Source organism: Salirhabdus sp. Marseille-P4669 (genome assembly GCF_900240405.1).
In the GTDB taxonomy this organism is placed as follows: domain Bacteria; phylum Bacillota; class Bacilli; order Bacillales; family Alkalibacillaceae; genus OEQK01.
This window is the reverse complement of sequence record NZ_OEQK01000007.1, coordinates 44,716-64,389: the sequence shown is the minus strand read 5'-3', so window position 1 is coordinate 64,389 and position 19,674 is coordinate 44,716. Positions and strand designations below refer to the sequence as shown.

At 37.6% G+C, this 19,674-nt stretch carries 17 protein-coding genes; 2 read left to right on the top strand and 15 right to left on the bottom strand.

Features of this window, described 5'->3' with window-relative positions; all coding sequences use genetic code 11:
- Positions 1 to 16: 16 nt before the first annotated feature.
- Genes C1A05_RS13580 through C1A05_RS13565 form a run of 4 tightly spaced genes read right to left on the bottom strand, consistent with a single transcriptional unit; the run spans position 17 to position 3,056 of the window.
- Positions 17 to 784, bottom strand: a complete 768-nt coding sequence (locus tag C1A05_RS13580) for an ABC transporter permease (protein ID WP_102028786.1) — start codon at positions 782 to 784, stop codon at positions 17 to 19.
- Positions 781 to 1,701, bottom strand: a complete 921-nt coding sequence (locus C1A05_RS13575; protein ID WP_102028785.1) for an ATP-binding cassette domain-containing protein — start codon at positions 1,699 to 1,701, stop codon at positions 781 to 783. The genes C1A05_RS13580 and C1A05_RS13575 overlap by 4 nt, the downstream gene beginning before the upstream one ends.
- A 60-nt stretch (positions 1,702 to 1,761) precedes the next feature.
- Positions 1,762 to 2,451, bottom strand: coding sequence for a response regulator transcription factor (locus tag C1A05_RS13570; protein ID WP_102028784.1), 690 nt, complete (start codon positions 2,449 to 2,451; stop codon positions 1,762 to 1,764).
- Between the two features lie 26 nt (positions 2,452 to 2,477).
- Positions 2,478 to 3,056, bottom strand: a complete 579-nt coding sequence (locus C1A05_RS13565; protein ID WP_102028783.1) for a hypothetical protein — start codon at positions 3,054 to 3,056, stop codon at positions 2,478 to 2,480.
- 304 nt (positions 3,057 to 3,360) lie between these two features.
- On the opposite strand from C1A05_RS13565, the gene C1A05_RS13560 reads away from it, so the two are divergent.
- Both C1A05_RS13560 and C1A05_RS13555 read left to right on the top strand, forming a co-directional pair.
- Entirely contained in the window at positions 3,361 to 3,963 is a 603-nt protein-coding gene (locus tag C1A05_RS13560; RefSeq protein WP_102028782.1) for a TetR/AcrR family transcriptional regulator, read from the top strand.
- Positions 3,964 to 4,488 (top strand): hypothetical protein, encoded by a 525-nt coding sequence (locus tag C1A05_RS13555; protein WP_102028781.1) that lies wholly within the window; start codon positions 3,964 to 3,966, stop codon positions 4,486 to 4,488.
- A gap of 52 nt (positions 4,489 to 4,540) precedes the next feature.
- Here the strand turns inward: C1A05_RS13555 and C1A05_RS13550 are convergent, their stop codons facing one another.
- From C1A05_RS13550 to putP, 11 genes are all read right to left on the bottom strand, one after another.
- Complete coding sequence (locus tag C1A05_RS13550) at positions 4,541 to 5,341, bottom strand: hypothetical protein (RefSeq protein ID WP_102028780.1); 801 nt, start codon at positions 5,339 to 5,341, stop codon at positions 4,541 to 4,543.
- 255 nt (positions 5,342 to 5,596) lie between these two features.
- On the bottom strand, positions 5,597 to 6,973 hold the full coding sequence (gene rlmD / locus C1A05_RS13545; protein ID WP_102028779.1) for a 23S rRNA (uracil(1939)-C(5))-methyltransferase RlmD: 1,377 nt from the start codon (positions 6,971 to 6,973) through the stop codon (positions 5,597 to 5,599).
- A 145-nt stretch (positions 6,974 to 7,118) separates the two neighbouring features.
- Positions 7,119 to 8,015, bottom strand: a complete 897-nt coding sequence (locus C1A05_RS13540) for a diacylglycerol kinase (protein ID WP_102028778.1) — start codon at positions 8,013 to 8,015, stop codon at positions 7,119 to 7,121.
- A gap of 236 nt (positions 8,016 to 8,251) precedes the next feature.
- Positions 8,252 to 9,682, bottom strand: coding sequence for an Asp-tRNA(Asn)/Glu-tRNA(Gln) amidotransferase subunit GatB (gene gatB / locus C1A05_RS13535; protein ID WP_102028777.1), 1,431 nt, complete (start codon positions 9,680 to 9,682; stop codon positions 8,252 to 8,254).
- Complete coding sequence (gene gatA / locus C1A05_RS13530) at positions 9,679 to 11,151, bottom strand: Asp-tRNA(Asn)/Glu-tRNA(Gln) amidotransferase subunit GatA (protein ID WP_102028776.1); 1,473 nt, start codon at positions 11,149 to 11,151, stop codon at positions 9,679 to 9,681. Before gatA ends, gatB begins: the two co-directional genes overlap by 4 nt.
- An 11-nt stretch (positions 11,152 to 11,162) precedes the next feature.
- Entirely contained in the window at positions 11,163 to 11,453 is a 291-nt protein-coding gene (gene gatC / locus C1A05_RS13525; RefSeq protein ID WP_102028775.1) for an Asp-tRNA(Asn)/Glu-tRNA(Gln) amidotransferase subunit GatC, read from the bottom strand.
- 139 nt (positions 11,454 to 11,592) lie between these two features.
- Positions 11,593 to 12,882, bottom strand: a complete 1,290-nt coding sequence (locus C1A05_RS13520) for an MFS transporter (RefSeq protein WP_102028774.1) — start codon at positions 12,880 to 12,882, stop codon at positions 11,593 to 11,595.
- Positions 12,882 to 13,475 (bottom strand): TetR/AcrR family transcriptional regulator, encoded by a 594-nt coding sequence (locus tag C1A05_RS13515; RefSeq protein WP_102028773.1) that lies wholly within the window; start codon positions 13,473 to 13,475, stop codon positions 12,882 to 12,884. The genes C1A05_RS13520 and C1A05_RS13515 overlap by 1 nt, the downstream gene beginning before the upstream one ends.
- 244 nt (positions 13,476 to 13,719) lie before the next feature.
- Positions 13,720 to 15,000, bottom strand: coding sequence for an isocitrate lyase (gene aceA / locus C1A05_RS13510; RefSeq protein ID WP_102028772.1), 1,281 nt, complete (start codon positions 14,998 to 15,000; stop codon positions 13,720 to 13,722).
- A 66-nt stretch (positions 15,001 to 15,066) separates the two neighbouring features.
- Positions 15,067 to 16,647, bottom strand: a complete 1,581-nt coding sequence (aceB, locus tag C1A05_RS13505; RefSeq protein WP_373419482.1) for a malate synthase A — start codon at positions 16,645 to 16,647, stop codon at positions 15,067 to 15,069.
- Between the two features lie 1,374 nt (positions 16,648 to 18,021).
- Entirely contained in the window at positions 18,022 to 19,482 is a 1,461-nt protein-coding gene (putP, locus tag C1A05_RS13500; RefSeq protein WP_102028770.1) for a sodium/proline symporter PutP, read from the bottom strand.
- Positions 19,483 to 19,674: the final 192 nt, after the last annotated feature.

Below are 19,674 nucleotides of genomic sequence, written 5' to 3'. Positions count from 1 at the left end.
CCCACTCTGTTTATGATTATTTGATTTCCTTTTTATTAAACACAACGATTCCAATTATAGTTACGATAAAAAATGTAATGCCAGCAATTAAAATAGCTTTTAATATATCTACATTTGTCATCGATGCTTGGAATACCGCACTAAATTGATAAAAGATGGAGTTTTTGTAAATCGTACTGATGATTGGTAAATTCGGAACCATTTCCACTCCATACATTACGATGGTTATTAGGATGGAGAAAATAATGGTTTTCCCACTATCTTCCGTTGCAATCGCCAGTAAAACAAGAATAGCAGTATATCCTATAAATTGAAGTATATATAACCCAAAAGCTCTGCTTAAATAAACCAGATTGTGTACGTTCAGTATCTCGCCATGGCCCAATAAAATAACTTCGAAAATTCCAGTTAGTAAGGGAATGAGAATTGCAATCATAATAGCCCCTATAGTAAAAATGAGGTACTTCGATATAAATATGCTGCTTCGTTTGCCGCCAGTCATGATTTGATTCTTTATCACGCTACTCTGTGAAAATTCAGTGGAAATAAAAAATCCTGCAAGTGTACCGATAAAGAGATTAAAAAATATTGGTGTTGTAAAAGCAGTTAATCCACTCAGTTCATCTAAACCTGCACGAACAAATACACTATCGTTAACCTTCCACCAATCTATGATTATTAGGTAATGTAACAAGGCACTTAAAAGCGTTGCGATAAATAACAGTACCCAAAACGTTTTATTTCTTTGTAGCTTGAATAATTCTGCCTTTACTTGATTTATCACTCCCCAGCACCTCCAACAAGACTTGAAAAATAGCTTTCTAGACTATCTCCATTTTGGGACAGATGTTCGATAACGAGACCAGCTTCCGTTAGGGCCTTCGAAACCCTTCGAACACGCCCCAAGTAATCGTAAAGCTTCATCGTCCCATCTGGCATCACCTCGAAATCTGTTGTCCCTATAACCGATTCAAGGACCGTGGCTCCCTTTGTTGGCTGATCCACTTTAATCCGCAAATGCTGTCTACATTTTTCATTTAGCTCGTTAGCTGATATTTCTTCTAACAGTCGTCCTTTATGAATAATACCGTAACGAGTTGCTAATTGATGTAGTTCACTTAAAATATGACTCGATATTAAAATCGTCAGTCCTTTTTCTCGATTTAATTTCTTCATTAATTCTCTCAGCTCGACAATCCCCATTGGGTCTAGTCCATTTGTCGGCTCATCAAGAATTAAAAATTCTGGATCACTTAGCAATGCAATCGCAAGTCCAAGACGTTGTTTCATCCCTAGCGATAAATTCTTCGCTTTTTTCTTACCTGTGTTGGTAAGTCCAACAAGCTCCAATGTCTTTTGAATGCAAGCACTACCCGGAATTCCTTTCTGCAAGCGATGCACCTCTAGATTTTCATAGGCAGTCATGTTTGAAAAAAGTGCGGGACTTTCAATAATAGCACCCATTCGTTTTTGAGCATCTGTTATTTTATTGGGATTGTCCTCACCAAATAATTCTATCGTCCCTTTTGTTGGAAAGGACAAGCCAGTCACCATTCGTAGCATTGTAGACTTACCCGCCCCATTTTGACCAATAAATCCGTAAATATCGCCCTTCTGAATGGAAACATTTATATCTTCAAGAGCAATAGCATTTCCATATTTTTTAGTGAGATGATTGGTTCTTAGGATAGACTTGCTCATAGCTGCATTTCCTCCCTTATTTGATTTAACTGTATATGGAACGGCAATCAAAGGTAAACCTTAAGATTTAAGACGATAGCCCATTCCCCAAATGGTTTCAATATACTCTTCCTTTGGATTTGCTTTTGACAGCTTATTTCTCAAGTTACTCATATGAACATTCACCGTATTGTCATCCCCATGAAAAGGCTCCTTCCATACACTTTCAAATAGATTTGATTTGGAAAAAACTTTTTTGGGTGACCTCATAAGAAGCTCTAGTATCGTGTATTCACGACTTGTTAAGGAAAGCTCTGTCCCATTCACACAAACCGTCTTTGCTTCCCAATCTAACTGAATATCCTTATGTGTTAGCACCTGTTGTGGCGTTTTTGTAGGATGTCGGTATCTTCTTAGAAGGGAATCCATACGCGCAGATACTTCTTCCACATCAAAAGGCTTTGAAATAAAGTCATCTGCCCCAGAGCGCAGACTACTAATCTTCGTTTCTTGCCCACTTTTCGCTGAAATAATGATGACTGGCGTGGATCCTTGCTTGCTTATTTTTGCAAGTATTTCCTCTCCTGTCATACCGGGCAGCATTAAATCAAGTAATACTAAATCCCACTTCTGTTTTTCTAAATAAAGCAATGCTTCCGTCCCAGAATAGGCAGGCTGAGCATAATAGTTACTTCTTTCAATGATTTTACATAGCAGTTGGTTAATATCATTGTCATCTTCAACAACTAAGATTTGAATGGTCTGACGCACATTTAAGCTCTCCCTTATCTATTGTTTTACATTCCAACTGGGATGAGTGTAGCTGGAACACCTTTTTCTTTACCTACATACTTATTATGGTAATCCTTTAATTTTCCTTCATACATAAGCTGAAAGTGAGCCATGTCTTGAAAATCAGATGGGGCAATTAGCGATGTAGGCTTTCGGAAATTTAGGTTTGTACATTTGTTTATTACGGTTGCAACAAACTCCGAACAAAAGAGTGCGTTTTTACGTTTAATCGGTTTATTTACGAGAAATCCAAATAAGCCTAAGAAATTGTAACGATAGCACTCTTCTTTGTCTGCTAATTCCTCCATATATTCTCTTACTTTATGCATTTCTTCTTTTGATACAGTTAAAGAATAAATCGCACAATCCGCTTGTGTAAACAAGCCCTTCGTTATATCCTCTTTCACAAATCCACCATGGAATGGATTATTCACATTTTTCCGCCCAAAGCTATATACCTCTGACAAATGAGAGTCTAAGGCAATGGACGCATGATTATATGGCTTTTTCGTATATAACTTGATTAGCTTTGTTAAGACGGATCCTGTATTGGTTAAAAGTATATAGATTGTATGTGTTTTCATCCCCACTCTCCTCTTCTTGTTATCAACGTAATGAATGTATTCTTACTATAAGATGAAAGCCTTAAGAGGAGATTAAGGGATTTCTTAAGAAAATCTTAAGTTTTACTTATCTAAACGGATAAGCAAAGAAGTCTCCTGTTCAACTACGAACAAGAGACTCACTTTTTCAAATTACACACTTTTAACGTTCAATCCGTTTTCTCCGTTTACATGAATATTGTAGAACACAAGCCTTTTACAATATGTTCATATTGCAAAACTATATTTTTTACAATATACTCATATTGTAAAAGGAGTGTTTTTTATGCCTAAAAAGGTCGATCTTACGAAAAGAAAAAATCAAATCGCTGCAGCTACTTGGCGAGTTATATTGAATCAAGGAATTGATAAAGCATCCATTCAAAGCATTGCAAAAGAAACGAATATGTCCGTTGGTTTGATACAACATTATTTTTCATCTAAGGAAAAGATCATTCATTATGCAATGAACCTAGTACTAACTCGAATGGAAGAGCGTGCAAAAGCAAGGCTAGAAGCATTTTCCGGAACAAAAGAAGCGTCATTGAGAAGATTGATCAAATTTCTCATTCCAACTGATTATGAAGAAATCATGGAAGCAAGGGTATGGATTTCATTTATGGGTATTTCTTTTAATAATTCTGAGCTATTAACATTGCAAAAAAAGATGGATGGTTATTCAAGAGAAATACTACAGATGATAATTGAAGTCATGGTTGATTTAGGCTATCTGGAAGAGAATGAAGAAAATCAATTTGAACTCGAAATTTTATACGCCTTTATAGATGGTATGATTATCCATACACTTCAAAATCCAGAATTTTATACGGAGAAAAAAGTAGATCAATTAATTGAGCATTACTTAATGAATAAGAAGGGGAACAAGTAAATGGATAAATTTTCATTAGTAATACTAGTTGTCATTGGCATCTTAATATTTCGACAGTTTTTGCCGAAGGAAGTCAATCGATTTGATTTTATCGGACTTCCAATCTTAGCTTTATATAAGACATATTCAAGTTTGCCAAACACATTGAGTACTACATTGTTGATTGAATTCATTATGCTACTATTATTAGGTGCCATAATTGGTTACTATCAGGCAGTGAATACAAAGGTTGTATATCAGAACAGTAAATTAAGTACAGTGGGTGGAATTAAGTATATTTTAGGATTGTTCGTTCTCCTAATTGGTAGGATTATCATTTTACTAATATTTAACATTACTACTATTAGTAATGCCTTTACGAATGGTGGCGAATCTCCAAAAGATGAGCTAGTTCAATTCCTTTCAGGGACTGGAGATTGGATTCTCTGGTCAACAATTGCAGCGTCTTCCGTACTATACAGTGTTACCTTATACAAAAAACATCCAGAAATAGCACGTTTTATTAAAGAGCAATTGAAAAGCTAATTGGATGATTAAAAAACTCAGGTTATTATTGATGATAACCTGAGTTTTTTGATTACTCCTTTTTTGTTGGTATGAAATGCCGAACAAAACTATATTTATTTTGGTCATTCTGTGCATATAGATAGCCCAACACACTGAAAACAATGGCACCAAGTAGATTGACAAATAAGTCCTTCATTGTATCCATAATACCAATATCAAGATATCCCGGTTCTATAATTGTTTGAATTATATTTCCCGAATCGTCTTTGCTGTCAATTACTGTCCGTTGTATATTGTCAATTTGATAGACATCGTTTTCTTCACCAATACGTACACTGTTAATTTGCTGAACAATTCGATCCTTCTGCATGTCGAGATTCATCCAACGGTCTGCCGAGTATTCAAAGAACTCCCATATGACACCAACTGTCATTGAAAAGCAGAAGGTAACGATTGCAAGAAACAACGGGCTCAAATTCATACCCTCAGCATTCTTATGTAATAGAAAGACAAGCGAAAAACCGACACCTGCAGCTAAAAAACCATTAAGCGTGTGTAATGCTGTATCCCACATCTTGAAATATCCGTAAAAGTCGCTCAGCTCACCTAGAATAGTCGAACTAAAAATAAATAAAATTATAATCAGTTCTAACAAGTTGGGCACCTCCATTTTAAGCACTCGTTCCACAAGAGATGGTATCGTAAACAAAGCGAGTGTTAGAACAAGAATAAAAGCATTGCCCCACCTTTGCATAAACAACTGATTAATAAGCATAAAGATAGCAATTGCACGAAATATGACATACACCGTAACAAGATTCTTATTAGCTGTTTGGGTACTGCTGGTAAAGAACCTTTTTAAGATATTCATAGGCAACTTCCTTTAATGGATTATGAATGAACTCCAATCACCTAATATCATCCTCCATATTACAGATGAATATTACAGACAAACTTTTTCAATTAATAAAAAGTCATACTGCACGTGAGTAATAATCGAGTAGGAGATATGCACCTCCTACTATCTTAATCGTTATTCAATCTAACTGAAAGTTTCTGTAATTTACAAAGGAATAAGACATGAAACTTGTACTTCTAAAGGCAAACCCGAGAATTAATATTTGATTTACACATCTAACACAACATTAGCAACAGCCTCAATATGAGAAGTCTGAGGAAACATATCTACTGGCTGTACTTCTAAAGTCTTAAAGCCGCCATCCTCCAAAATTCGTAGGTCTCTCGCCAAAGTAGATGGGTTACAGGAGACATAAACAATTTTCTTTGGTTTCATGTCAATCATTGCCTGCAATAACGCTTCATCACAGCCTTTTCGTGGTGGATCCACTACAATAACATCTGGCTTTAGTCCTTGGGCTTTCCACCATGTCATTACTTTTTCTGCAGCGCCAACGAAGAATTCTGCATTATCGATTCCGTTCAACTTTGCATTGTTTTTCGCATCCTCAATTGCTTCTGGAACAATCTCTACACCATATACTTTCTTCGCATTTTTAGCTAAAAATAATGAAATCGTTCCAATGCCACAGTAAGCATCAATTACCGTTTCACTTCCGGTTAAATTGGCATATTTTAACGCTTGATCATACAATTTCTTCGTCTGAGTTGGATTAATTTGATAGAAGGATTTTGCAGAAATCGCAAATTTCACATCCCCAATCGTATCGTATATATATTCTTCACCCCATAATACTTTTGTTTGGTGTCCTAAAATGACGTTTGTCCGTTTTGAATTCACATTTTGGATGATGGATTTTACATTTGGATATGCTTTATGAATTTCATTTACAATTTTTTCTTCGTAATCAAGCTTTTCCGTTCTAGTAACGAGAACAATCATAATTTCATTTGTCGCTTTACCGTTTCGAACCATTATATGTCTTAGTGTCCCTTTGTGATGCTCCTCATCGTATGGGGCAATGCCTGCATCCTCCGCAATACGTCGAATTGCTTCTACCATGCGATCATTTTGCTCATCTGTTATCGGGCACGTATCCATGTCAATAATGTCATGGCTTCGCTTCTTAAAAAAGCCTGTCTCTAAACGACCTTCAACACCACGCACAGGAATTTGAACCTTGTTCCGATAACGCCATGGGTCTTCCATACCTATAGTAGGATGAATTGGAATACCCTCAATATGACCAAGCTTTCGAAGCGCGTCTTTCACTTGCTTTTGCTTTACCTCAAGCTGCATTTCATAGCTCATGTGCTGCAATTGGCAGCCACCACATTGATAAAACACATCACAAGGAGGTTCAATTCGAGCTGGACTTTGTTCTAAGACCTTCATTAATTTCCCATAGCCAAAGTTTTTCTTAACCTTCAATACTTTAACGATTGCCTTTTCTCCTGGTAAACCATAAGGCACAAATAAAGGATAACCATTGACCTTCCCAACAGCATCCCCTTCATGCGTTACATCTTCAAAGGTAAGTTCGACCATTTCATTTTTTTCTACAGGTGGTTTCAATTTTGCCATATGTACCTCTTCCTTTATACATCTGTTATTCCTTGTTCTAGCTTTTCCAAATCTATCACGTAATGATACATTATTCTACAACCAAGTCATCCTTTCATTATAAATAATTTGTAGAGAAAAGAAAAAAGATAGCTTGTGGCTATCTTTAATCAAAGTCTTTCGGTACAAAGAATTCAATATGTTGATACAGATTGACAAATTTCCCAGGTAATAATCCCCCGAATTCGCCATCAATATTCAATTGCATATGTTCTTCCGTCTCTATTTCAACACATTTTGTTCGTGTATAAATGATTTTGTCACTTTTTAAATGATTTCCTCTAAGTGCACTCGTTACTAACATAACAAAATCGGCAATATTCGTTTTCTTTAAAACTAGAAAATCAAAATAGCCATCATCTAATTTTGCATCAGGGGCCAATTTTTCAAATCCACCAACAGAATTCGAGTTCGATACTAAAAACATCATGACATCTTCTTCAAATTCTTGATCGTCGTATTTAATTTTCACTTTCGTCGGACGTAATTTTGGCAACATTTCTATCCCTTTTACATAATAGGCAAGTTGTCCAATCATGGTTTTCAATTTACTTGGCACTTCATACGTTAGCTCGGTGATTTTTCCACCCGCAGCAATATTTATAAAATATTTATCGTCATTAGCCTTACCGATATCTAATCTTTTTGTGTGATCTTCTAAGATGACATCTACTGCTTTTCGAATATTTCTAGGTACCTTGATAGCACGTGCAAAGTCATTTGTTGTACCAACCGGAATAATACCTAGTTTAGGACGATAATCCTGTTCTGCAATACCGCTAACAACCTCATTAATGGTTCCGTCACCACCAGCAGCGATAACAATGTCATATTGACGATCTACGGCTGCTTTCGCTGCAAGGGTAGCATCCCCTTCACAAGTTGTTGCATGCGCAGAAGCCTCGTACCCTGCTTGTTCTAGCTTTTCCAAAACATATGGTAGTTCCTTTTTAAAAGCCTCTCTCCCAGAGGTTGGATTATAAATTATTCTAGCGCGTTTCATAAATTCACCTTCACAACTAAAATATGGTAATTGTCACCCTTTTCATAATAACGCGAATATACAAAGTTGAAAAGACTTAAAAAGTATTATTATGAATTAATATGATCGTTACAATTGCATTATGATTAATTGGTTTTCAATGTTTAAAAGTATAACTCAAAAACTATGTAATTGTAAGTGTTAAATGAACATAAAAAAGAGAGATTAGTACACTTCGCACTAATCTCTATCCTAACTTATCTTTTGTTCATTTCCGCAATCAGTATTTTGTTTACCATTGGTGGATTTGCTTGTCCTTTTGTTGCTTTCATAACTTGGCCTACTAAGAAACCGAGCGCACGATCTTTACCGTTTTTAAAGTCAATAATCGATTGTTCGTTTTCATCTAAAATTTTAGTAATGATCTCCGTAAGCTGACCTTCATCTGAAATTTGTACTAACCCTTTTTCTTTTACAATCTTTTCAGGGTCTCCACCTTTTTCTACAAGCTCACTAAATACCTTTTTCGCCATTTTAGAGGAGATGGTACCATCTTCAATAAGCTTAATCATTTTTGCAAGTGCACTAGGAGTTAATGGAATATCTGCTAGCTCTTTGTAATGCTTGTTTAAATAAGCAGATACTTCTCCCATTAACCAGTTAGATGCCTGCTTTGTATCCGCACCAGCAGCAATGGTTTCTTCGAAGAAATCAGACATTTCCTTTGTAAGTGTCAACACGTGCGCATCATAAGCAGGTAACCCCAATTCATCCACATAACGTTTTTGACGTGCATCTGGAAGCTCTGGAATTTCATTGCGAACTCTTTCCTTCCAAGCATCATCAATATAAAGGGGCACGAGGTCTGGCTCTGGGAAGTAACGATAATCATCAGAGCCTTCCTTCACACGCATTAAAATGGTTTCACCTGTTTTTTCATCATAGCGTCGGGTTTCTTGTCCAATTACACCACCAGATAGTAACACTTGCGCTTGACGCTTTTCTTCAAATTCTAATCCCTTTTGTACATAGTTAAAGGAATTTAAGTTCTTTAACTCTGTTTTCGTACCGAATTGCTCTTGACCAATTGGACGAAGTGAAATATTCGCATCACATCTTAAGGAGCCTTCTTCCATTTTACAATCGGAAACTCCTGTATACTGAATGATGCTCTTTAGTTTTTCTAAGTAAGCATAAGCCTCTTGGGGCGTACGAATATCTGGCTCTGAAACAATCTCAATTAGTGGTGTACCTTGGCGGTTGAAATCCACTAAGGAATAGCCATCATCATTATGCGTTAATTTACCAGCATCTTCTTCTAAATGAAGACGTGTTATTCCAATCTTTTTCTTTCTGCCGTCTACTTCAATTTCAATCCAACCGTGCTCTCCAATCGGTTGATCGAATTGAGAGATTTGATATGCTTTTGGATTATCCGGATAAAAGTAGTTTTTACGATCAAACTTCGTATGTGTCGCAATCTCACAATTTAAGGCCATTGCTGCACGCATTGCGAAGTTTACTGCTTCTTCATTTAAAACTGGTAGCACACCTGGATAACCTAAGTCGATTGGGTTAACATTTGTATTCGTGTCCGCACCAAAAGCATTAGGACTCGGACTAAAAATTTTCGATTGGGTTTTTAACTCAACGTGCACTTCTAAACCTATTATTGTTTCAAAGTTCATGCGTTTGCACCTCCAAGCTCTGGCTTTCTTTTATGATAATCTGTCGCTTGCTCAAAGGCATGTGCTGCACGATATACGGTAGACTCATCAAAATGCTTGCCAATAATTTGTAAGCCAATTGGTAAGCCATCATTAGAGAAGCCACAAGGAATGGAAATACCTGGTACACCTGCTAGGTTAACCGGAATTGTTAATATATCACTTGCGTACATCGTTAATGGATCATCCACTTTTTCACCAACTTTAAAGGCTGGGGTTGGTGAAGTTGGTCCAACGATAACATCATACTTCTCTAATACTTTATCAAAGTCTTGTTTAATTAAAGTACGAACCTTTTGTGCTTTTTTATAGTAAGCATCGTAATATCCAGAGCTTAATGCAAATGTACCTAGCATAATACGACGTTTCACTTCTTCACCGAAGCCTTGACTCCGGGAGAGCTTAAACATATCGATCATGTTGGTTGCATCCTTGGAGCGTACCCCATAACGAACCCCATCAAAACGGGCAAGGTTTGCAGATGCCTCTGATGATGCTAATAAATAATACGTAGCAACAGCATATTTGGAATGTGGTAAGGATACTTCTTCCCATTCTGCTCCAAGCTCTTCATATTTCTTCAATGCTGCTAAAATAGACTCTCTTACCTCTTCCGAAACGCCTTCTCCTAAATATTCCTTAGGTACAGCGATTTTCATTCCTTTTACATCACCTGTTAGAGCTTCTGTATATTTAGGAACTTCTACATTTGCACTAGTAGAGTCCATTGGATCATGCCCAGCAATTACCTCTAGAACTCGTGCATTATCTTCAACTGTACGAGTAAGTGGACCGATTTGGTCTAGTGATGACGCAAACGCCACCAATCCAAAACGTGATACCCTTCCATAGGTAGGCTTTAAGCCAACAACACCACAGAAGGAAGCAGGTTGACGTATGGAACCACCTGTATCGGATCCTAACGCGAATAATACTTGTCCAGAAGCTACCGCTGCAGCTGAGCCACCACTTGAGCCGCCTGGGACATGATTAATATTCCAAGGATTACGTGTTGCATAGTAGCTTGAGTTCTCATTGGATGATCCCATTGCAAACTCATCCATATTTAATTTACCAATCGTAAGGACTTTCGCTTTTTGCAGCTTTTGCATAACCGTTGCATCGTATAAAGGGTCATGGAAGTTATCCAAAAATTGACTTCCACAAGTAGTGCGAAGCCCCTTTGTAACAATATTATCCTTAATACCTGCTGGAAGACCAAAAAGGACTTCTTCTGTTGATGCTTCTCTTTCATCTAATTCCTTTGCTTGTCTACGAGCCTCTTCTTCATTTAAGGTTAAAAAGGCCTTCACTTGGTCGTCTACTTCCGCAATACGGTTATACGATTCATCTACTAAATCTTGAACTTTGATTTCTTTGTTATGTAACTTTTCTTCGATTTCTTTTATGGAATAATCAAATAGTGACATGTTGAACCTCCTTACTCTAAAATAGATGGAACACGGAATTGACCATCTTGTTTGTCTGGTGCATTCTTCAATGCCTCTTCTTGCGTTAAGCCCTTCTTAGGCTCATCTTTACGCATAACATTTTTTAAATCCAATACGTGTGTTGTTGGTTCTACATTCTCTGTATCCAATTCATTTAATTGTTCCGCAAACTTAATAATAGAACCTAGTTGCTCTGTAAATTTCTCTACTTCCTCTTCCGAAAAAGACAAGCGAGCAAGGTTGGCAACATGTTTTACTTGATCCTTTGAAATTTCAGCCATATGCTTTCGTTCACCTCCAAATATGTTCGAACCCTCACAATATTAATTAATAATAGCAAATAGTTATTTATATTATCAACTTGTACCCTTATTATTTTAACATTTTATTGATAGAATGAAACCTGTTAAGAAGCGTAATTTAGTCGACTGTGTGGGCCTTCTCCTCTACAACAAATACAGCTTGCTTTATTTTCACTAATTTCACATAGCACAGTATGCCAAGAATTGCGATACATCCAAATATAAGTGTCATAATAGGAGCAGCTACGACGGTTCCGAGCATTATGAAAATCCCAGCCATGATTTCTGTAACAGCCATAGAGGAATGGTGGACCGCCATATAGCTGCTACGAGATTCATCTGGAGCAAGGCTTCCTAAAATCGATTGTTTAATAGGCACATAGATAAGCTCTCCGATTGTTGCTAACAGCATAACAACCAACAGAAGCCATGGTGTTGTTAAGTAGGAAATGGCCACAAAGCTACACGCATAAAGACATGCCCCACCAATAAATTTTGTTTCATTTTTTAGCCGTTTAATGAAATAGGTAACAAGGAAGGTTCCAACAACGACTAATATGGTATTCTCGCTTCGCAATATCCCTAATAGCTCGGTTCCATTAATCGTCCATTCCAAACTGCCTACATCTAGAATTTTCGTATTGTTTACTTCGTTGGCAAGCCTAATTCCAATATAATTCGTTAACTGGGTTTCCATACTTAAGACAAGCACGGAGCCTACTAAAAATAGTAAAAACACCTTATCTCGAAAAACCACCCTATAGCTTTTCACCACGGATAGGAGTGGAAACTCTCTTTTTTCTGTTTCCTCTATTTTCTTTTCGATCACCTTAGGTTTATAGACATCCTTTAAAAAGATCGCGGTAATTACAACAGAGATAATACCCGTAATGGTTACAATTACAAACAATAAAAAGTGATAATCCATAAATAAAAATCCACCAATTAAACTACCAATCGCAACAGCTAGGTTACTAATCCAATAATTTATCCGGAAAATTCCTTCTCTTGTATTTGGTGTACTACTATCTAAAATAAGGGCCATGGTGACGGGTTGAAAACAGCCTGTACAGAAGGTGTAAAAGATGAAGGCAACAGCTGATAAGTATGGCTCATCATACCAAGGAGAATTAAGTAGCGCAATGACAAAAAAGATAATTGCTGCGAATAGTTCGGTTGTAAAAAGTACTTTTACTCTACCAAACCGATCAGATAAATACCCACCACAGAAGCTTCCGATAATAGCAGATAAAACGATAAACAAATATAATACTCCCGTAATCCCAGCTCCAACTTTATTGGTAAAGAAGATTACGAGAAATGGTCCAACCATCATATACGATAAATTCGTTAAAAATCCGACAACAAATCTCCACTTAATATTTGGATGGAGCTCTTTAAATTTCATTATTCACTCTCCTTTATCCCTAAAATCCGATTGGCAATTGCATAAAAGTGCTTCCAGACTGAATTTGTTTCATCATCGGTTAATGTGAGTCGCATACCAATTAAAAAGCTAATATAACCCCTCGCTACAGCCTCCGGATCAAATTGTTCCAGTAACCTATGTCCTTGACTTTCTTGAATAAACCGAATTAAAATTTGTAACCATTCCTCATAAAAGTCCGTTAACTCAGTAAATAACTTAGGAAACTTCTCAGGTTGCCCTAGTACTTGTTGAATGAGCTGTAGGTAAGGTCTTTGATTCACAAAAAAGTCGATATGTTTTCTTGTCATTTCCTTTATTCCTGTTTTGTCGATTGAACCTGTGGGCATTCGAAAAAAGAGCTTCTTAAATTCTTCAATTGGCTCTATAATGACTGTTTCGAATAAAGCTTCTTTTGTTTCGAAATAAGTAAATACACTGCCAAAGCTAATGCCAGAACGTTTCGCAATTTTGGAAATGGTTGTGTCAGCATATCCATTATACGAAAATAACTCTGTTGCAGATTGGATGATCGTTGCACGCTTTTTCAGCTGATTTTCAGATAAAGATTTCATGTTTATACCCCTTTCTAAAAAAAGAATGATTGATTAATCAATCACTTTTATTTTATGCAAAAATGAATACAAATTCAACTAAATATTAGTACTTTTTCAAACATTAGTAAAAAATGATTGCAACACAACGTTTGGATTGTTATGTTTAGGTTAGCCAGAGAGAACAGGAACATTTAAAAAGGCTTACTCATGTGGGGTGAGTAAGCCTTTTAGGAAACAGTAGTGTCACGATGATATAAATAATTTAGGACTTTACAGTAAATTGCTCTTCTTCAGTCGAACCTTTCAGAGCGGTTGTGGAAGAAGTACCTCCTGTAACAATCATAGAAACTTGATCAAAGTACCCTGTTCCTACTTCTCTCTGGTGTCTTGTTGCTGTATAACCATATTGTTCACTAGCAAATTCGGCTTGCTGTAACTTAGAATAGGCAGCCATACCACTCTCCTTATACCCTCTCGCTAATTCAAACATACTATGGTTCAAAGCATGAAAGCCTGCTAACGTTACAAATTGGAATTTATATCCCATTTTACCTAGTTCTTTTTGGAAGTTTGCGATTGTTTCCTTATCCAATTTTTTCTCCCAGTTGAAGGAAGGTGAGCAATTATAGGCTAGCAGTTTGTTAGGAAACTTCTCATGAATTGCATCCGCAAAGCGCTTTGCTTCCTCCAGGTTCGGCTCTGATGTCTCACACCAAATCAAATCTGCATATGGCGCATAAGCCAAACCTCTTGAAATAGCTTGATCCAGACCAGCTTTGGTTCGATAAAACCCTTCTGCCGTTCTTTCTCCGGTAATAAACGTATGATCATATGGATCAATATCACTTGTTACCATATCCGCTGCATTCGCATCGGTTCTTGCTATTAGTACGGTTGGTGTACCCATCACATCTGCAGCAAGTCGAGCAGAAATTAAATTTCGCACTGCTGTTTGCGTAGGCAACAATACTTTACCACCTAAGTGCCCACATTTCTTTTCACTTGATAATTGATCTTCAAAGTGAACCCCAGATGCTCCTGATTCAATCATCCCTTTCATTAACTCAAATACATTCAATTGACCTCCGAAGCCTGCTTCCGCATCGGCAATTATAGGTTGGAACCAATCAATCGATTCATCCCCCTCAATGTGGTGGATTTGATCCGCTCTTTGCAGGGCCTGATTAATTCTCTTAACCACATGTGGCACACTATTAGCAGGATATAAGCTTTGGTCCGGGTACATATGGCCAGATAAATTTGCATCCGCCGCTACTTGCCAGCCACTTAAATAAATGGCTTTTAAACCTGCTTTGACCTGCTGAACTGCTTGATTACCTGTTAATGCACCTAGCGCGTTAATATAATCCTCTGTATTTAAATAGTTCCACAGTTTTTCTGCGCCTCTTTTTCCTAATGTGTACTCAATATCAATCGAGCCCCTAAGGCGAATCACTTCCTCTGCTGAATAAGGTCGTTCCACACCCTTCCAGCGACTATCTATCTCCCAGCTTTCTTCTAATGCTTTCATTCTGTTTTCCATTTTCATTTCCCCTCTCAATTTCATTAGTTACTCTAGGTAATGCATTAGTAAGCACTACACTCGTTTTCACAAAATTTCATAGCCTGGTAATGTCAGAAAGTCTAACAATTCATCCTGCAAAATTAAATCATCAAACAACTCGACCGCTTCATGAAAGCGTCCTTGCTCATACACTTCTTCACCAATCTCATTGATGATTTTCGTTAGCTCTTCTTCCTTCATTTCGTTGTAAAGCTCGACCGTTACTTTTCTACCATCACTTAGCATTCCTTTTGGATGCCGAATCCATTGCCATATTTGTGCTCTAGATATTTCAGCAGTTGCCGCGTCCTCCATCAAATGATTAATTGGAACGGCACCTCTACCCTGCAGCCAATTGGCAATATACAAAATGCCAACTCGAATGTTTTGGCGAAGTCCCGCTTCGGTAATATCTCCTGTTGGAACCTCTAATAACATATCTTCCGTTACTCGGATGTTCTCAAGCTTTTTTTGTTCCACTTGATTCGGTGTAGGCATTTCTTTATTAAAAACATCCATAACTAAAGGAACTAAGCCTGGATGCGCAACCCAAGTACCATCATGACCATCTTTTGCTTCCCGTTCTTTATCCGTCCGAACCTTCCGAAAGGCTTCATTATTTGCTTCTTCATCCCCTTTTACCGGAATTTGCGCAGCCATTCCCCCAATAGCTTGTGCTTTGCGTCTGTGACATGTTTGAATGGTCAACAGTGAGTACGATCTCATAAACGGAACCGTCATCGTTACAATGGAGCGATCTGGTAAGATGACATCCCCATGTCCTTTTAACTTTTTCAAATAACTAAAAATATAATCCCATCTTCCACAGTTCAGACCAGCCGAATGATCTTTTAATTCATATAAAATTTCATCCATTTCAAATGCAGCTAAAATGGTTTCAATTAAAACGGTTGCTTTAATCGTCCCTTGGGAAATGCCGAAATATTCCTGAGCAAAGACAAACACGTCATTCCATAATCTTGCTTCTTGGTGACTTTCAAGCTTCGGAAGATAAAAATAGGGTCGCTTCCCCTGCTCCAGCAACGTTTCCGCATTATGATAAAAGTACAGCCCGAAATCAAACAAGCTTGCACTCATCGGTTTACCATCCACAACTAAATGCTTCTCCTCTAAATGCCATCCGCGTGGCCGTACAAATAGTACAGCAGTTTCCTCATTCAACTCGTATTTTTTTCCTGAATCATTTGTAAACGAAATTGTACCTCTAACAGCATCCCTTAAATTTATTTGACCATCGATAATGTTATCCCAAGTTGGTGAGGTCGCATCCTCAAAACAGGCCATAAACACCTTTGCACCCGAATTTAATGCATTAATGATCATTTTGCGATCTACAGGACCTGTAATTTCAACTCTTCTATCCTGAATTTCTTCCGGAATGGGTGCTATTGTCCAATCCCTTTCTCTAATCTGCTTCGTTTCCTCAAGGAAGGTTGGTCTTTCACCTGCATCAAATAATTGTTGTCGCTCTTGTCTGTACTGTAACAGTTCCTTCCTTCGTTTCCCGAAGCGACGTTCCAACTGTTGTAAGAAGACAAGTGCACCTGCAGTTAATAGTTGCTGTTCCTTGTTTTCTACCGGCTCTCGAGCTTCAACACCAGTAATTTCTGTTGCCAATGTTTCATCACCCTTTCAATTGTTATAATACAGTTATATGTTTATGTTTTGTATTATATAACAGTGAATTTAAAAAAGAAACCGTTTTTGAGGAAAAACCGTTAAAAACCTTTCGACAAAAATCGATATGTTGATTCTCCGTCTTAGTGTGGTCCATTTCGCCACGATTTGATTCTGTATGTTTCTTTAAAGATACGTCTGGGAGTTAAGTGCTAAAGGAATTTACTAGTAGGTGGGGGACCTTACCTATTTTATTTAAATTACCTTTTATGGGATAGGTTTATTGTTATTAGATGCAACTTTTTCTCAAATACTCGTCGTTTGCAAAGCTTTATTCGTTAAAGTAAAGATTTTACTATTCTATTTTAAGGTTTTATTCGCCCAAATTAGGTATACACGCCTAGATACATCATTTATTCGCCATTCTATTTCATTTACTCGCCTGCCTTGCCTTAATTCTCGCCATGTCTCAGCTTACTCGCCTAGATACATCATTTATTCGCCATTCCATTTCATTTACTCGTCTGCCTTGCCTTAATTCTCGCCATGTCTCAGCTTACTCGCCTAGACACATCATTTATTCGCCATTCCATTTCATTTACTCGCCTGCCTTGCCTTAATTCTCGCCATGTCTCAGCTTACTCGCCTAGATATATCATTTATTCGCCATTCCATTTCATTTACTCGCCTGCCTTGCCATAATTCTCGCCATGTCTCAGCTTACTCGCCTAGATATATCATTTATTCGCCATTCCATTTCATTTACTCGTCTGCCTTGCCTTAATTCTCGCCATGACTCTGCTTACTCGCCTAGATACATCATTTATTCGCCATTCCATTTCATTTACTCGCCTGCCTTGCCTTAATTCTCGCCATGTCTCAGCTTACTCGCCTAGATACATCATTTATTCGCCATTCCATTTCATTTACTCGCCTGCCTTGCCATAATTCTCGCCATGACTCTACTTACTCGCCTAGATACATCATTTATTCGCCATTCCATTTCATTTACTCGTCTATCTTGCCATAATTCTCGCCATGACTCTGCTTACTCGCCTAGATATATCATTTATTCGCCATTCCATTCCATTTCATTTACTCGCCTGCCTTGCCTTAATTCTCGCCAAGTCTCAGCTTACTCGCCTAGACACATCATTTATTCGCCATTCCATTTCATTTACTCGTCTACCCACAATTAATTCTCGCCGCGACCCTGCTTTCTCGCCTAAATACATCGTTTACTCGTCACTCCATTTCATTTACTCGTCTACCTTGCCATAATTCTCGCGTCCCTATGTTATGCAAGACTTTCCAAGAAAAAAACCGCCTCACGTGGAGACGGTTTTCATGATTCTATTACATTTAGCTTTTTGCTAGTTCACGAGCCTTTTCAAATTCTTCTTCCATTTCTGGTTTCGTCTTCGTCATAAGACTCACAATAACGGCAAGCACTAGGTTTAATAAGAATCCAGGAACGATTTCATATAGATCAAAGATTCCGCCTTCCATGTTGCCCCAAACTACTACTGTTACAGCACCTGCAAGCATACCTACAATGGCACCTGCAGCAGTAATTCGTTTCCAGAATAGCGCTAATAGAACAAGCGGTCCAAAGGCAGCACCAAATCCTGCCCAAGCATAGCTTACTAGATCAAGTACGGAGCTATCTGGATCACTACCAATAATTAATGCAATGACAGCAATAATTAAAATAGAGATACGAGCGACAAGTACTAATTCCTTATCAGATGCGTTTTTACGGAATACCCCTTTATAAAAATCCTCCGCTAGTGCAGATGAGGATACGAGTAATTGAGAGTCAATTGTACTCATAATCGCAGAAAGAATAGCAGCTAGAAGAATTCCAGCAACTAATGGATGCGTTAATGTTTGAGATAACAGAATAAAGATTTCTTCTCCATCTCCTACAGTAAGACCCCCACTGGACACTAGCGCGAATCCTGCAAAACCTGCAAAAATAGCACCAAATAAACCAAACACCATCCAAGCGGTACCAATAAATCTTGCTTTAGGTACATCCTTATGGGAACGTAAACCCATAAATCTTACAAGAATATGTGGTTGACCGAAATAGCCAAGTCCCCAAGCTAGGTTTGAGATAATTACCATTGCACTAACACCTGCAACCATGTTTAAATGGCCTTCATTTGCTTGGCCAATTGCATTTAATGTCTCTTGCCATCCACCAACTTCACTAATCGCAACAATAGGTAAAATAATAAGTGCTAAGAACATTAAAATACCTTGAATAAAGTCCGTCATACTAACGGCCAAAAATCCGCCTAAAAATGTATAAGCAATAATTACAATTGCACCAATCCATAAACCTTGCGTGTATGTGAGATCAAATGATGAGCTAAATAATTTTGCACCTGCAGTCATTCCTGAAGCTGTATAGATCGTGAAGAAAAACAAAATAACAATTGCAGAAATTAATCGGAGTAAATGACTGTTGTCTTTAAAGCGGTTTTCAAAGAAATCAGGGATTGTAATCGAATCGTTTGATGCTTCTGTATACGTACGTAAACGTCTTGCAACAAATTGCCAGTTCAAGTAGGCACCAATGGATAAACCAACCGCAATCCATGCTTCTGATAATCCAGAGGCATAAATGGCACCTGGAAGACCTAATAATAGCCAACCACTCATATCAGATGCACCAGCACTTAGTGCAGCAACACCAGGTCCTAGCTTTCTTCCACCTAAAAAGTAGTCTGATATGTTACTAGTTTTCTTATATCCCCAAATACCGATTGCTAACATACCGGCTAAATACACAATAAATGTTATTAATGTTTCCATAAAAGCTTAATCACTCCTTTTTAAATAATGATAGTGCAGATAATACTACGATTAATAGCATAGGTACAAAAAGCCAAAACACTGTTGCTCCTGTTAGTGCAAAGTCTTCCATTACTTGTCCCCCCTTTGTTCCGATACTATCAATTTTAAACAAATATTAAGAATTTTTCAAAAAGATATTTGTCTATTTTA

What these genes read in the sequence shown, in the direction of transcription:
- C1A05_RS13575 (WP_102028785.1), bottom strand. Translation starts at nt 1,701, where the DNA reads ATGAGCAAGTCTATCCTAAGAACCAATCATCTCACTAAAAAATATGGA.
- C1A05_RS13565 (WP_102028783.1), bottom strand. Translation starts at nt 3,056, where the DNA reads ATGAAAACACATACAATCTATATACTTTTAACCAATACAGGATCCGTC.
- C1A05_RS13560 (WP_102028782.1), top strand. Translation starts at nt 3,361, where the DNA reads ATGCCTAAAAAGGTCGATCTTACGAAAAGAAAAAATCAAATCGCTGCA.
- C1A05_RS13555 (WP_102028781.1), top strand. Translation starts at nt 3,964, where the DNA reads ATGGATAAATTTTCATTAGTAATACTAGTTGTCATTGGCATCTTAATA.
- C1A05_RS13550 (WP_102028780.1), bottom strand. Translation starts at nt 5,341, where the DNA reads ATGAATATCTTAAAAAGGTTCTTTACCAGCAGTACCCAAACAGCTAAT.
- rlmD (WP_102028779.1), bottom strand. Translation starts at nt 6,973, where the DNA reads ATGGCAAAATTGAAACCACCTGTAGAAAAAAATGAAATGGTCGAACTT.
- C1A05_RS13540 (WP_102028778.1), bottom strand. Translation starts at nt 8,015, where the DNA reads ATGAAACGCGCTAGAATAATTTATAATCCAACCTCTGGGAGAGAGGCT.
- gatB (WP_102028777.1), bottom strand. Translation starts at nt 9,682, where the DNA reads ATGAACTTTGAAACAATAATAGGTTTAGAAGTGCACGTTGAGTTAAAA.
- gatA (WP_102028776.1), bottom strand. Translation starts at nt 11,151, where the DNA reads ATGTCACTATTTGATTATTCCATAAAAGAAATCGAAGAAAAGTTACAT.
- gatC (WP_102028775.1), bottom strand. Translation starts at nt 11,453, where the DNA reads ATGGCTGAAATTTCAAAGGATCAAGTAAAACATGTTGCCAACCTTGCT.
- C1A05_RS13520 (WP_102028774.1), bottom strand. Translation starts at nt 12,882, where the DNA reads ATGAAATTTAAAGAGCTCCATCCAAATATTAAGTGGAGATTTGTTGTC.
- C1A05_RS13515 (WP_102028773.1), bottom strand. Translation starts at nt 13,475, where the DNA reads ATGAAATCTTTATCTGAAAATCAGCTGAAAAAGCGTGCAACGATCATC.
- aceA (WP_102028772.1), bottom strand. Translation starts at nt 15,000, where the DNA reads ATGGAAAACAGAATGAAAGCATTAGAAGAAAGCTGGGAGATAGATAGT.
- putP (WP_102028770.1), bottom strand. Translation starts at nt 19,482, where the DNA reads ATGGAAACATTAATAACATTTATTGTGTATTTAGCCGGTATGTTAGCA.